Raw genomic sequence first — 12,302 nt, 5'->3', positions numbered from 1 at the left:
ATCACCTGGGAGGACATCAGAAATGCCGAAGATCCTGCAGCACACCGGCGGCGACGTGGTCGAGATCATCCTGGCCGACCACCGGTGGTTCGAGGAGGCACTGCGCGAGTTGCGGGACGTGCAGTCCGACCGGGCCGTGGTGCTGGCGGATCTGGCCACCGTCCTGATCGCCCACGCCGAGGCCGAGGAGTCGAAGGTCTACCCCGCGCTGCGGAAGAAGGACGCGATCGACGCCGAGGAGGTCGAGCACTCCGAGCACGAGCACGACGAGGGCAACGAAGCGCTGCTGGCGTTGATGGAGGTCGAGGACCCGCAGAGCGAGGAGTTCAGCGAGAAGACGCACGAGCTCTCCGAGGCGTTGTCCCACCACCTGGACGAGGAGGAGCGCGACGTGCTGAACCCGGCCCGGACCGAGATCGGCGAGGACGTCCGGCAGCAGCTCGGCGAGGCCTTCGCCACCGAGCGCGCCCGCTGGATCGAGAGCGGCTGCGGCTCGATCGAGAACGTCCGCAAGCTGGTCGAAGCAGCCAAGCAACCCTGACCCTGGTACTCCCACCGCCGGCTGGGCGGGGTGCCGCGGTGGAGCCTGCGGCCTTGAGCACGGGCCAGTCGCCAGAATCGGCGTCAGCGCGACTGGTCCGTGCCCAAGGCGGCGGGATCCTGCTCAGAGCTTGAGGACGAGGCCCTCCTCGGCAGCGATGACCTCGCCGGGAAAGACCTTCTGCGCCTCTGCGACCGAGACCGAGCGATCTGAGCCGGGCCAGAAGTGGGTCAGGAGAAGCCTTGTCGCGCCGGCGGCGGCCGTGGCTGCTTCGGTTGCGGTCATCACGTAGCGAGGGGTCGTGTCCGGTGAAGGTCCCTGCAGGGTCGCGTCGCAGATGAACAGGTCCGCTTTGTCCGCCAGCGCAGCGGCTTCCGGGCCTGGCCCGCTGTCGCCGGTGTAGGCGACGGTCAGTTCCGGCGCACTCAACCTGATGCCCAGGTTGGTCACGTAGTGCGGCAGGAGTGCGGTCTCCAGCCGGAACGGCCCGAGCTCGGCCGGTGCCAGGTCCCGTACGTCGAAGACCGTCGCCGGGTCCGGTCGTGGTTCCAGCGTTCGCAGTACGTCGAGAACGCCGGGTGGGCAGTAGAGCGGGATCGGCGCCGCGTCGCGGGCGAGGTAGTAGCGGACGCGGGCCAGTGCGCTCACGTCGACGCAGTGGTCCGGGTGCTGATGCGTGACGATCACCGCGTCGACCGCGCCGTCGGGGCAGTGCTTCAGCAGTTGCGGCAACGCGGCGTAGCCAAGGTCGAGCACGACCTTGAAGCCGTCGTACTCGAGCAGGAAACCCGCGCAGGCGCGACCCGGCTCGGGCCACGCGCCGCAGGAACCGAGAACGGTCAGCGACCTCATCGGCCGGCGAAGGCCGCGTTCGACGGCACGATCTCCTTGCCCAGTGGGAGCAGCGAGATCGGGATCAGTTTGAAGTTCGCCAGGCCGAGCGGGATGCCGATGATCGTGACGCACAACGCGATCCCGGTGATCAGGTGGCCCAGCGCCAGCCACCAGCCGGCGAAGATCACCCAGATGATGTTGCCGAGCACCGAGCCGGCGCCGGCACCGGGCTTGTCGACCATCGTCCGGCCGAACGGCCACAACGCGTAGCCGGCGATCCGGAACGACGCGATGCCGAACGGGATGGTGATGATCAAAATGCAGCAGATCAGGCCGGCCACGACGTAGCCGACAGCCAGCCAGAAGCCGGCGAACACCAGCCAGATCAGGTTCAGAATCGTTCTCATGCCCTCCAGCCTGCCACCCGGCGGGTGTGTTCCAGGACCAGACGGGCCACGACTCCGGGATCATTCCGGGGCAACCAGTGGCCACCCCTGACCACCTGGACGCTCAGGTTCGATGCCCACCGCGCCACATCGGTCTGCAGCGGCGTCGTCACGAATGCGTCCGCGTCGGGCGAAACAGCCAGCACCGGTACGCCGGTACGTCGCTCCCGCGGATGCAACAGCCGGGACACCACGTTCGCGCGGTACAGGTTCAGCCCGTTGACGTAGTCGGCCATGGAGCGCTCGGGACTCGTTCCACTGGCGCTGCCCTCGAGCTTGCCGAACACCCGATGCGCCCAGCCCTTCCGCCAACCGCGTTCGGGTAGCCATGGGAGCTGGAAGTAGAAGATGTACCAAGATTGCGCGAGCTGCTTCAGCGCCTCACGGGATCGCCAGCGGGTCCGGAGGAAGTAGCCCGCGTGATCCAGCGACGGTCCCGAGATGGACACGAACGACGCGATCCGGCCGGCCAGCCGCTCGCTCGTGACGAAGTGCCAGGACTGGATCGATCCCCAGTCGTGGGCGAGCAGCTGGATCGGCTGATCGGGCGAGACGGCATCGATCACCGCGCCGAAGTCCTCCTCGAGCCGCTCCAGCCGGTACGCCGCCCGCTCCCGCGGGTGGTCCGACTCCCCGGCGCCGCGGACGTCGTACGCGACGACCCGGAAGTGTTCGGCCAGCCGGGTGGCGACCGGCTCCCACAGCTTCGCGTTGTCCGGGTAGCCGTGGACGCAGACCAGCACCGGAGCGCTCGGTTCGCCGTACTCGTAGAGCGCTATCCGGGTGCCGTCCGCACTGGTCACGTGCCGCATCCGTCAGTAGTCCTCGATGACGAGCGTCTCGAAACCGATGCCTGCGGCAACCAATCTGCGGCGCAGGGCGGGACCCATGGCGACCGCGGTGGTCACCTGGCCGGAGGTCTTCGGGAGGGTGTCGAGGGCCAGCGAGAGCGCACACTCGGCCAGCATCTTCGCCGTCTCGTCGTAGCCGGGATCGCCGCCGGACACCTCGGTGATGACCCGCTTGCCGCCGCCCTCGCCGACGAAGCGCGCCTTGAACCAGGACTTCGCCCGGCGCTCCTCGCTCGGTCCGTCACCGGCCTTGATCCGCTTGAGCAAGACCTTCCGGGCCGGCGGAAGCTGCGCGGCGGCCGCCAGCAGACCGATCCCCGCGATCCCGCCGACAACGGTGGGCAGCCGTTTCAGGGCGGCAAAGTGCGAGTAGCGGAAGTCGGGTCCGTAGTCGTCCAGGAGCAGTGCCGAGTTCGCCACGACCTGCGGGTCGACGGTCGGCAGCGGGACGGCCCAGAATCCTTGGCTGCGGTGGATCTTGCCGGTCACGACCTTGACCGAACGACCCTCCGGCCGAGGCTGGACCCGGCGACGGGCGCGGTGCGCCTCGAGGTGCTGCTTGCCGCGGGACAGCGCCGTCACCACTGTCTCCCACGTCCCGCCGGACGGCTTGCCACCGCCGCGGATCAGGCCCTTCACGGCGATCGGGACGTTCTTCGGCAGCTGCTCGACGGTGTACTGAACCCCCAGGTCGTACGGGATCGAGTCGAACCCGCAGCAGTGGATGATCCGCGCGCCGGTCGCCACCGCTTTCGCGTGATAGCCGACGTACATCCGGTCGACGAACTCCGATTCGCCGGTGAGGTCGAGATAGTCCGTACCGGCCTGCGCGCAGGCCGCCACCAGCGGTTCGCCGTACCGGGTGTAGGGGCCGACGGTGGTGACGACGATCCGGGCGGCTTCGGCCACCGCTTTCAGCGAGGCGGGGTCCTCCACGTCGGCGATGAGCAGGTCGACGTCGACGCCGAGCTTCTCGCGAACGGCCTCCAGCTTGGCGCGATTGCGTCCAGCCAGAGCCCACCTGAACTCGGCCGGTGCGTTCTTGGCGAGGTACTGCGCGGTGAGCGCGCCGGTGAATCCCGTCGCGCCGAACACGACGACGTCGTACTGGCGGCTCATCGCTTGGCTGCTTTCTCGGTGTCCGCGCGGCCGCCCGCACCGGAGGCGCGGGAGGAGGCTGCGGCGCCACGGGCCTCGATGTCGGCCAGCGCGGCCCGGTCGGACTTCGGCACGTTGAACCGGGCGCCGAGCTCGACCAGATGCGGAATCAGCGCGCGGAAGATCTTCAACGGCCCGATCCAGCCCGGCACGTGGACGACCCGGGAGCGTTTCCTGATGCCCACGGTGAACTTCTCGACCGCGAGGTCGAGCGGATAGGTCTTGCCGATCAGCGGAACGCCGGTGCGGACCTTGCCGAAGACCGGGTGCTCGTCGACGCCACGGACCATGTCGGTGTCGACGAAGGTCAGGTGCGCGACGCCGACGGCCACGCCGAGGTGCCGCAGCTCGGCCCGCAGGCTGTTGCCCATCGCCTCGACGCCGGCCTTCGCGACGTTGTAGGACGCGAGGCCGGGGATGTGCACGATGCCGGCCAGGGAAGACACCAGCAACAGGTACCCCTTGCTCGCCAGGAGATGGGGCAAGGTCAGGTGGACGGTCCGCCAGACGCCGTACAGGTCGACGTCGAGGACGCGCTCCCAGACGGCCGGGTCCATGCTCCGGGTGAAGCCCGGTGCGGCGATGCCCGCGTTCGCGACGACGACGTCGATCCGGCCGTAGCGTTCGGCGATCGCCTCGACCGCGGTGCGCAACGACTCGGCGTCGGTGACATCGGCCTCCCACCAGCCGGCGTCCGGTCCGCAGTCCTCGGCCACCTTCTTCAGCTCGTCGGGTTCGAGCCCGACCAGCGCCAGGGTCGCGCCGTCGCCGGCGAGACTGCGGGCGACGGCGGCGCCGATCCCGCGGGACGCGCCGGTGATGAGTACGACCTTGCCGGTCATCGGGAACCTCCGACTGTTGAGTGGATACTCAACAGTAAGTGCTTGTTGACGGATTACTCAATACACTGGCCGGGTGAGTCAACCCTCGTCCGCCCGGCTGCAGCCCGAAGAGCGCCGGACCCAGATCCTCGAGGCCGCGCGGCGCGTCCTGGAGGCCGACCCGCATCGCGAGCTGAGCGTCGAACTGGTCGCCGCGGAGGCGGGCGTCTCCCCCGCACTGCTGTTCCACTACTTCGGCTCCAAGAAGAAGTTCCAGTATGCCGTGATCGAGGCGGCCGCCGCCGAGGTGATGCTGCGCACCGCTCCCGACCTCTCGCTGCCCCCCGCCGAGCAACTCCGCAGCGGGATCCGGGCGTTCGTCCGGGCGGTGCTCGAGGCTCCGCAGCTCTACCGCGCGACGCTGCTGATGTCGGCGGCCGGCGACCCCGCAGTACGGGCTCTGCATTCGGAGTTGCGGCAGGTGTTCAGCCAGTGGGTGATCAACGCGGTGGCCGAACGCGGCATCACGGTCACCCCGAGGGTCGAGCTCGCTTGCCACGGCTGGCAGGGGTACGTCGAACAGACGCTGCTGACCTGGATCGACAACCCGACGGTGTCCGCCGCCGAACTGGAGGACCTCTGCGAGCGATCCCTCGACGCGATCCTCGGGACAGCGAAAGGCTAGCGCGCCGTGTCGGAAGTTGCGTTAGCGATAGCGGTGTCCAGGTGCGTGCATCGCGGTGGCGGAGGAGCGGCCTCGATGCTTTTCCATCATTGCCGTTTCTCCGCTGCCGCGAGGTGCGTGCCTGGGCGCGGGTAGCGCAACGCAACTTCCGACACGGCGCGCTAAGGTGCCCGGGTGCTGAAGGTTGCTACGGCGAACGTGAACGGGATCAGGGCGGCGTACCGGCGAGGGATGGCCGGGTGGCTCGAGGAGACCGATCCGGACCTGTTGCTGTTGCAGGAAGTCCGGGCGACGGACGAAGTACTGCGCGACCACCTCGGCGGCGACTGGCACATCGCGCACGCGGAGCCGGTCAGCGACGGGCACAAGGGCCGGGCCGGCGTGGCCGTCGCGAGCCGGCGGCCGATCAAGCAGGAGAACGCCGAGATCGGGCCCGAGCGGTTCAGCGGGAGTGGGCGCTGGATCGAGGCCGACGTCGTCCTGGACGACGGGTCGACGCTGACGGCGATCAGCACCTATGTCTTCACCGGCGAGTTCGAGACGCCGCCGCGGCAGGCCGAGAAGTACGCCTTCCTGGACGCCTTCACCGAGCGGTTGTCGGTACTGCGCGCCGACGGGCGGCACGTCCTGGTCTGCGGTGACCTCAACATCGCGCACCGCGAGGTCGACCTGAAGGCCTGGAAGGCGAACCGGAAGAAGAGCGGCTTCCTGCCCGAAGAACGCGCCTGGATGGATCGGTTGTTCGAGGCCGGCTGGGTCGATCTGGGCCGGCGGTTCGGCGGCGAGGGACCTGGGCCGTACTCCTGGTGGTCGTGGCGTGGCAAGGCGTTCGACAACGACGCCGGCTGGCGGATCGACTACCAGATCGCCTCTCCGGAACTCGCGACCGCTGCGACCTCGTGCGTGGTCCACCGGGCGCCGACGTACGCCGAGCGCTGGAGCGATCACGCGCCGGTCGTCGCGACGTACGAGCTCTGAGGCCGTCCACAGGGAAAGCCTGTGGAAACCCGCAGTACGCGGGCGGCAGGTGCGGGGTAGTCTCCCGGCATGTCCGAGTTGAAGCCACCAGTTGCCACCCGTAAGCCGATCGAACGCAGCCACCACGGAGACGTCTTCGTCGACGACTACGAATGGCTGCGGGACAAGACGAACGACGAGGTGCTGGACTACCTGCGCGCCGAGAACAGCTACACCGAGGCCCGCACCAAGCACCTCGAATCGTTGCGCGAGGCAATCTTTTCGGAGATCTCCGACCGGACCCTGCAGACCGACCTGAGCGTGCCCGCCCGCAGCGGCGGCTTCTGGTACTACACGCGCACCATCGAGGGCAAGCAGTACGCGATCAGCTGCCGGGTCAAGGCGACCGGCGACGAGCCGCCCGCGACCGACGGCGAGATCCCCGGCGAGGAGGTGCTGCTGGACGGCAACGAACTGGCCGGCGACTCCGAGTTCTTCTCCCTCGGCACGGTCGACGTCTCCCCCGACGGCCGGCTGCTGGCGTACTCCGTCGACCTCACCGGTGACGAGCGGTTCACCTTGCGCATCAAGGACCTGGACAGCGGCGAGCTGCTGCCGGACGAGTTGCCCGGCGTGCACTACGGCTCCGCCTGGTCGACCGACGGCTCGACCATCTTCTACACGAAGGTCGACGACGCCTGGCGCCCGCACCAGGTCTGGCGCCACACCCTCGGCGAGAGCGAGGACGTGCTCGTCCTGGAGGAGCCGGACGAGCGCTTCTGGGTCGGGGTCGACCTGACCCGCAACGAGCAGGCAATCCAGATCTCCCTCGGCAGCAAGCTGACCAGCGAGGTCTGGCTGCTGGACGCCAACAACCCGGCCGGTGAGCTGGTCGTGGTCGCGCCCCGCCGGGAGGGCGTCGAGTACGACGTCGAGCACGCCGGCGACCAGTTGCTGATCGTGCACAACGCCGACGCGTCCAACTTCTCGCTGGCCACCGCGCCGCTGGACTCCCCCGGCGACTGGACCACGCTGATCGAGGGTGACGAGTCGAGCCGCCTGCTGGGCGTCGACGCGTTCGCCGACCACGTCATCCTGTACCGGCGCCGCGACGCCCTCACCGAACTGGCGATCATGCGCCGCGACGGTGGTTCGTTCGGTGCGCCCGAGGCACTGACCTTCGACGAGCCGATCTACACCGTGTCACCGAGCCGGAACGACGAGTGGCACGACACCCGGTACCGGTTCGGCTACACGTCACTGGTGACGCCGGGGACGACGTACGACGTCGACGTGGTCACCGGCGAGCGGCGGATGCTCAAGCAGCAGCCTGTGCTCGGTGGAGTCGACCTGAGTGCCTACACGCAGTACCGGGAGTGGGCGACGGCGGCGGACGGGACCCGGGTGCCGGTCTCGCTGGTGGCCCGCAAGGACGTCGCCAAGGACGGGAACGCGCCGGTCGTGCTCTACGGGTACGGGTCGTACGAGAGCTCGATGGACCCGTGGTTCTCGATCCCGCGGCTGTCGCTGCTGGACCGCGGCGTCGTCTTCGCGATCGCGCACGTGCGCGGCGGCGGCGAGCTCGGCCGGAGTTGGTACGACAACGGCAAGATGCTGACCAAGCGGAACACCTTCACCGACTTCATCGCAGTCGCCGAGCACCTGGTCGAGGACGGCTGGTCGAAGCCGTCGCGGATCGTCGCCCAGGGCGGCAGCGCCGGCGGCCTGCTGATGGGTGCTGTCGCGAACCTGGCGCCCCAGGCCTTCGGGGGCATCGTCGCCGAGGTGCCGTTCGTGGACGCGCTGACGACCATCCTGGACCCGTCGCTGCCACTGACTGTGATCGAGTGGGAGGAGTGGGGCAACCCGCTGGAGGACCCCGAGGTCTACCGGTACATGAAGTCCTACGCGCCGTACGAGAACGTGACGGCCCAGCAGTACCCGCGCATCCTCGCGATCACCAGCCTGAACGACACCCGCGTCTTCTACGTCGAGCCGGCCAAGTGGGTGGCGAAGCTGCGCGCGACGGCCACCGGCGAGGTCGACGTCCTGCTCAAGACCGAGATGGAAGCCGGCCACGGCGGCCGCAGCGGCCGGTACGACGCCTGGCGCGAGGTCGCCTTCACCCTCGCCTGGGAACTGGACACCCTCGGCCTGGCCTGAAAGCTACGCAGCGGATGTGTCGTGTGACACATTCAAACGCCCCGAATGGCGCATTGAGCGGCCATTCGGGGCTTTTGACGGTGAAACCTGAGAACAGTTCTCAGCCCCTTTCCGGCCCCGAAAGCCCGCAAATCAAGCCGATCTTGTGCACAGCGGGCGTGCGGCGCGCAGAACCAGGGCACTGAGCGTGCAGCAGGCGGCGTTTCCGGTGCGCTGAGGGTGCCGGGAAATCTCAGGGAACGTTCAGGCTGTTTACACACTCATCGTGGAATCTTGAACCTCACTCGAGCGTTGCTCTCCATGTAACGACGAAGGGAGTTTCGGTGGCTCGCACGGCTCGTGTCCGTTCAACGGACGACGGTATCGACGGTAAGGACAGCGTCGGTCTCTACCTGGAAGAGATCGCTCGCACTCCTTTGCTGACCGCGGAAGAAGAAGTCGAGCTCGCTGAGACGGTTGAGGCAGGTCTCCTCGCGGAGCAACTGCTGGCCGAGGGGCGGGTTGGACGCAAGAAGGGCGGAGCGCCCAAATATGCGACGGAGGAAGAGCTCGAGTGGCTGGCCGAAGAGGGCCAGCGCGCGCAGCAGCGGTTCGTGACCGCCAACCTCCGCCTGGTGGTGTCGATCGCCCGCCGTTACGGACGGTCCCAGATGCCGCTCCTGGACCTGGTCCAGGAAGGCAACACGGGGCTGATCCGGGCGGTGGAGAAGTTCGACTACCGCAAGGGATTCAAGTTCTCGACGTACGCGACCTGGTGGGTGCGGCAGGCCATCACCCGCGGTATCGCGCAGCAGGCCCGAGTGGTCCGGCTGCCGGTGCACGTGGTGGAGCAGCTGAACCAGATCGGGTCGGCCCGGCGGACGCTGGAGCGCAAGCTCGGGCGTGAGCCGGAGATCGACGAGATCGCGGCGGAGCTGGACCTCGACCCGGAGCGGGTGACCGACCTGATCCGGATCGGCCGGGACCACATCAGCCTGGACAACCCGATCGACGACGAGGGTGAGACCTCGCTGGGCGACCTGATCGCGGCCGAGACCGCGCCGGGCCCCGACCAGCTGGTCGCCGACGCGTCGGACCGCTCGGGCCTGTTCAGCCTGGTCGATCAGCTCGACCCCCGGTCGGCTGACGTGATCCGGCGCCGCTACGGACTGCACGACGGCCGTCAGGCCAAACTCGCCGACATCGGCGCCGTGCACGGCATCTCCGCCGAGCGCGTCCGCCAGATCGAACGCGAGGCCCTAGGCCGCCTCCGCCTCCTGGCAGACCCAACCCTGGCCGCCTGACAATCCACCACCAACTCCCCCAGAACCCCCGAGCCGCCCCGGCCCGGGGGTTCTCCACACTCCCAGCAATCACAACGTCCAGCCAGCCAAGCGCCCGCATTGCCCAGCCAGCCCACCTGACCAAGCGATCCCAATGCCCAGCCAGCCAAGCGCTCGCGTTGCCCAGCCGGCTCGGACGATCGCGGTATCCAGCCGGCCGAGTGGACGCGGGTGCTCAGCCGTTCGGGCGGCTGATGATGCTCAGTGACTGTTCCAGGTGTCGATCAGCTTGAGCAGGTCGGTCAGCTCGTGAATGGTGGCGTCGGGGACGCCCTCGGTGTGGCCGATCTGGCTGGTGGGGATGGCGCTGTGGGGGATGTGGGCCGCGCGCATGCCGACGTTCTGGGCGCCCCAGACGTCGTCGAACAGGCGGTCGCCGACGAAGAGGCAGCGAGCGGGTTCGGTCAGGCCGACCGCTGTCATGGCGGCGCGGAACGCCTCCGGGTGCGGCTTCGTCCACGGCACCTCGCTGGTGTAGACGGCGCCGTCGATCAGCTCGAGGATTCCGTCCCGTTCGAAGATCTCCTCGTGCCGGCGGCGCGGCCAGATGGTGTTCGACAGCACGCCGATCTTCAGGCCGCGGGCGCGCAGCCCGCGCAACGTCTCGGCGGCATCCGGCGCCAGCTCGGTGTGCGGGTGCCACTGCAGGTCGTACTCCGTCAGTGCCTCCGCCGTCAGCTCCACCTCGGCGAGCAGGCAGACCTCTTCGAGCGTGCTGCTGCGGTGCTCGTCGCGGGACCGCAGCCACACGGACTCCTCAGCCGCGACCAGCTTCGCCGCCAACTCGTCGGCCCGCTCCTCGTCGACCAGGCGCGCCACCGACCGCCATACGTCGTACAGGTCGATGTCGTGCCAGGTCGCCAAGGTGCCACCCCAGTCGAACAGGACGGCCTCGATCGGTTCACTCTTCGCGTTCGTCACGGCGGACACCTTGCCAGATTCCGCCGACAGAACTCGCCCGAATTTCGCTCCCAGCTCAGCTGACGCGGGCGATCTTCTGGCGTTTGGCGAGCCAGAGCACGGTAACGGCGTACAGGGCGATGGCGGGGATGTCGAGCACGAACACGGGCCACGGCGCTCCGCCCTGGTCGGCCCAGCTGTCCAGGTCACCGACGGCCGCGGGCAGCATGAACGCGATCACGTTGTTGACCGTATGCAGCGCGATGCCGCTCTCCAGTCCGCCGGTCCGGATCGTCAGCCACCCGACGGTCATCGCGAACAGGAAGACGTCGGCCATCGCCCAGCCGGTGTAACCGTGCCCGAAGACGAACGCCACGCTGCTCACCACCAGCGCCGGCCAGGGCGAGCGGAACAGCCGCTTGATCGTCCGCACGAAGGGTTTGCCGTCGGTGTTGTCCGGACCGTAGGCACCCACCGCCTGGACCAGCCAGCCGCGGAACACGAACTCCTCGGCGGCCGACTGGAACGGGACCAGCAGGAGGATGACCAGCGCCGGTACGACGAACTTGGCCCAGCCGACGAACGTCCCCTCCTCGGCGACGTCGGGTCCGGTGTCGACGTTCGGGAAGAGCGCCTCGAAGGCGGCGCCCAGGGCGACGTTCGCGACCAGGTAGAGGAAACCGGGAAGGCAGCACAGCAACATCCAGCGCCAGCGGATCTTCAGCACCACCGAAAAGACGCTGAGCGCGGGACGCCGCTGGATCAGCCGGACCGTCAGCAGGACGAACGGGGTGAGGATGGCCAGCATCAGCAGGCTGACCGCAAGGTCCTCGGTCGAGTTGCCGAAGAATGAGTTCGGCCCTTCAGGCTCGGCGAACTCGCCGGTGATCGCCGCATGCGCGATCCCCCACACCGTCACCACGATCAAAGTGGCGGCGATCGCAAAGCCCGCCAGCGCCAACGTCCCCACCAGCGGACGCCACCACCGATGCCCGGGAGTCCGCGCCAACCGGTGGTACGGCGTCCCAGGAGGAGCAACCTCCAACGGCCGCTTAACCGGCTGATAAGGCACGCCGTACTGCGGATACCCCGCGTAGGGCCCCGGCACCCCCGGCTGCCCGTACGGCGGCGGACCGCCCGGCTGCCCGTACGGCGCTGGCGCCCCCGGCTGCCCATACGGCGGCGGCCCTGGCTGCCCGTACTGCGACGGCACCCCGGGTTGTCCGTACTGCGGTGGTCCTGGCTGCCCGTACGGCGGCTGCCCGTAGGGCGGGGCCCCAGGTGCGGTGCCAGGCACTACACCGCCCTGCACCGGAGCCCCACCCGGATGCGGCGCCACACCGCCGTACGGAGCCGGCTGCTGCGGCACGGGTTGCCCCGGCGCCTGCCAACCCCCCGACCCTGCAGCAGGCTGCCCAGCCGCCTGCCATCCCGCGGACCCCTGACCTGGCGCAGGCGCCTGCGACGGTTGCACCGAGTCCTGTACAGGCGAGGCGCCCGGAGCCGGCCGTGTGGACGGCTGTTCGGGGGAAGGCTGCCCAGGTGCGGGCCACGGTGAGCGTGTGGGCGTGGGATCAGCCGCCGGCTGCGACGGATCAGCCGACGGTTGCGTGGCCGACTGCTC

General features: G+C 68.9%; 12 protein-coding genes. 5 read left to right on the top strand and 7 right to left on the bottom strand.

Annotation, left to right across the window (positions count from 1 at the left end):
* The first annotated feature begins 22 nt into the window (after nucleotides 1-22).
* Nucleotides 23-541 (top strand): hemerythrin domain-containing protein, encoded by a 519-nt coding sequence (locus tag ACQPYM_RS20450; protein WP_433023014.1) that lies wholly within the window; start codon nucleotides 23-25, stop codon nucleotides 539-541.
* A 123-nt stretch (nucleotides 542-664) separates the two neighbouring features.
* Here ACQPYM_RS20450 and ACQPYM_RS20445 read toward each other — a convergent pair whose 3' ends face one another.
* The 5 genes from ACQPYM_RS20445 to ACQPYM_RS20425 are packed head-to-tail and all read right to left on the bottom strand — an operon-like array spanning nucleotide 665 to nucleotide 4,672.
* On the bottom strand, nucleotides 665-1,393 hold the full coding sequence (locus ACQPYM_RS20445) for an MBL fold metallo-hydrolase (RefSeq protein ID WP_433023012.1): 729 nt from the start codon (nucleotides 1,391-1,393) through the stop codon (nucleotides 665-667).
* On the bottom strand, nucleotides 1,390-1,782 hold the full coding sequence (locus ACQPYM_RS20440) for a YccF domain-containing protein (protein ID WP_433023010.1): 393 nt from the start codon (nucleotides 1,780-1,782) through the stop codon (nucleotides 1,390-1,392). Before ACQPYM_RS20440 ends, ACQPYM_RS20445 begins: the two co-directional genes overlap by 4 nt.
* Nucleotides 1,779-2,633, bottom strand: coding sequence for an alpha/beta fold hydrolase (locus tag ACQPYM_RS20435; protein WP_433023008.1), 855 nt, complete (start codon nucleotides 2,631-2,633; stop codon nucleotides 1,779-1,781). Before ACQPYM_RS20435 ends, ACQPYM_RS20440 begins: the two co-directional genes overlap by 4 nt.
* 3 nt (nucleotides 2,634-2,636) lie before the next feature.
* Nucleotides 2,637-3,791 (bottom strand): saccharopine dehydrogenase family protein, encoded by a 1,155-nt coding sequence (locus ACQPYM_RS20430; protein ID WP_433023006.1) that lies wholly within the window; start codon nucleotides 3,789-3,791, stop codon nucleotides 2,637-2,639.
* Nucleotides 3,788-4,672, bottom strand: coding sequence for an SDR family oxidoreductase (locus ACQPYM_RS20425; protein ID WP_433023004.1), 885 nt, complete (start codon nucleotides 4,670-4,672; stop codon nucleotides 3,788-3,790). The genes ACQPYM_RS20430 and ACQPYM_RS20425 overlap by 4 nt, the downstream gene beginning before the upstream one ends.
* Nucleotides 4,673-4,745: 73 nt before the next feature.
* Here ACQPYM_RS20425 and ACQPYM_RS20420 point away from each other — a divergent pair, with 73 nt between their 5' ends.
* From ACQPYM_RS20420 to ACQPYM_RS20405, 4 genes are all read left to right on the top strand, one after another.
* Nucleotides 4,746-5,336: a TetR/AcrR family transcriptional regulator gene (locus tag ACQPYM_RS20420; RefSeq protein WP_433023002.1), complete on the top strand. Its 591-nt coding sequence runs from the start codon at nucleotides 4,746-4,748 to the stop codon at nucleotides 5,334-5,336.
* 174 nt (nucleotides 5,337-5,510) lie between these two features.
* Nucleotides 5,511-6,314, top strand: coding sequence for an exodeoxyribonuclease III (gene xth, locus ACQPYM_RS20415; protein ID WP_433023000.1), 804 nt, complete (start codon nucleotides 5,511-5,513; stop codon nucleotides 6,312-6,314).
* A gap of 69 nt (nucleotides 6,315-6,383) precedes the next feature.
* Nucleotides 6,384-8,456: a S9 family peptidase gene (locus tag ACQPYM_RS20410; RefSeq protein WP_433022998.1), complete on the top strand. Its 2,073-nt coding sequence runs from the start codon at nucleotides 6,384-6,386 to the stop codon at nucleotides 8,454-8,456.
* A 323-nt stretch (nucleotides 8,457-8,779) separates the two neighbouring features.
* A complete protein-coding gene (locus ACQPYM_RS20405) occupies nucleotides 8,780-9,739 on the top strand; it encodes a sigma-70 family RNA polymerase sigma factor (RefSeq protein WP_360274321.1) in 960 nt (319 codons plus the stop codon).
* A gap of 240 nt (nucleotides 9,740-9,979) precedes the next feature.
* On the opposite strand, the gene ACQPYM_RS20400 is transcribed toward ACQPYM_RS20405, so the two are convergent.
* Together ACQPYM_RS20400 and ACQPYM_RS20395 are read right to left on the bottom strand one after the other, a co-directional pair.
* Nucleotides 9,980-10,699 carry an HAD family hydrolase gene (locus tag ACQPYM_RS20400; protein WP_433022996.1) on the bottom strand — a complete coding sequence of 240 codons (720 nt, stop codon included), beginning with the start codon at nucleotides 10,697-10,699 and terminating at the stop codon, nucleotides 9,980-9,982.
* A gap of 55 nt (nucleotides 10,700-10,754) precedes the next feature.
* Nucleotides 10,755-11,975: a lysostaphin resistance A-like protein gene (locus ACQPYM_RS20395; protein ID WP_433022994.1), complete on the bottom strand. Its 1,221-nt coding sequence runs from the start codon at nucleotides 11,973-11,975 to the stop codon at nucleotides 10,755-10,757.
* Between the last annotated feature and the right edge of the window lie 327 nt (nucleotides 11,976-12,302).

The organism is Kribbella sp. CA-294648 (assembly GCF_050943845.1).
Lineage (GTDB): Bacteria > Actinomycetota > Actinomycetes > Propionibacteriales > Kribbellaceae > Kribbella.
Note: the sequence above shows the minus strand (reverse complement) of the source record. Positions and strands in the feature narration are given on the sequence as shown.

What these genes read in the sequence shown, in the direction of transcription:
- ACQPYM_RS20450 (WP_433023014.1), top strand. Translation starts at nt 23, where the DNA reads ATGCCGAAGATCCTGCAGCACACCGGCGGCGACGTGGTCGAGATCATC.
- ACQPYM_RS20445 (WP_433023012.1), bottom strand. Translation starts at nt 1,393, where the DNA reads ATGAGGTCGCTGACCGTTCTCGGTTCCTGCGGCGCGTGGCCCGAGCCG.
- ACQPYM_RS20435 (WP_433023008.1), bottom strand. Translation starts at nt 2,633, where the DNA reads ATGCGGCACGTGACCAGTGCGGACGGCACCCGGATAGCGCTCTACGAG.
- ACQPYM_RS20430 (WP_433023006.1), bottom strand. Translation starts at nt 3,791, where the DNA reads ATGAGCCGCCAGTACGACGTCGTCGTGTTCGGCGCGACGGGATTCACC.
- ACQPYM_RS20440 (WP_433023010.1), bottom strand. Translation starts at nt 1,782, where the DNA reads ATGAGAACGATTCTGAACCTGATCTGGCTGGTGTTCGCCGGCTTCTGG.
- ACQPYM_RS20425 (WP_433023004.1), bottom strand. Translation starts at nt 4,672, where the DNA reads ATGACCGGCAAGGTCGTACTCATCACCGGCGCGTCCCGCGGGATCGGC.
- ACQPYM_RS20410 (WP_433022998.1), top strand. Translation starts at nt 6,384, where the DNA reads ATGTCCGAGTTGAAGCCACCAGTTGCCACCCGTAAGCCGATCGAACGC.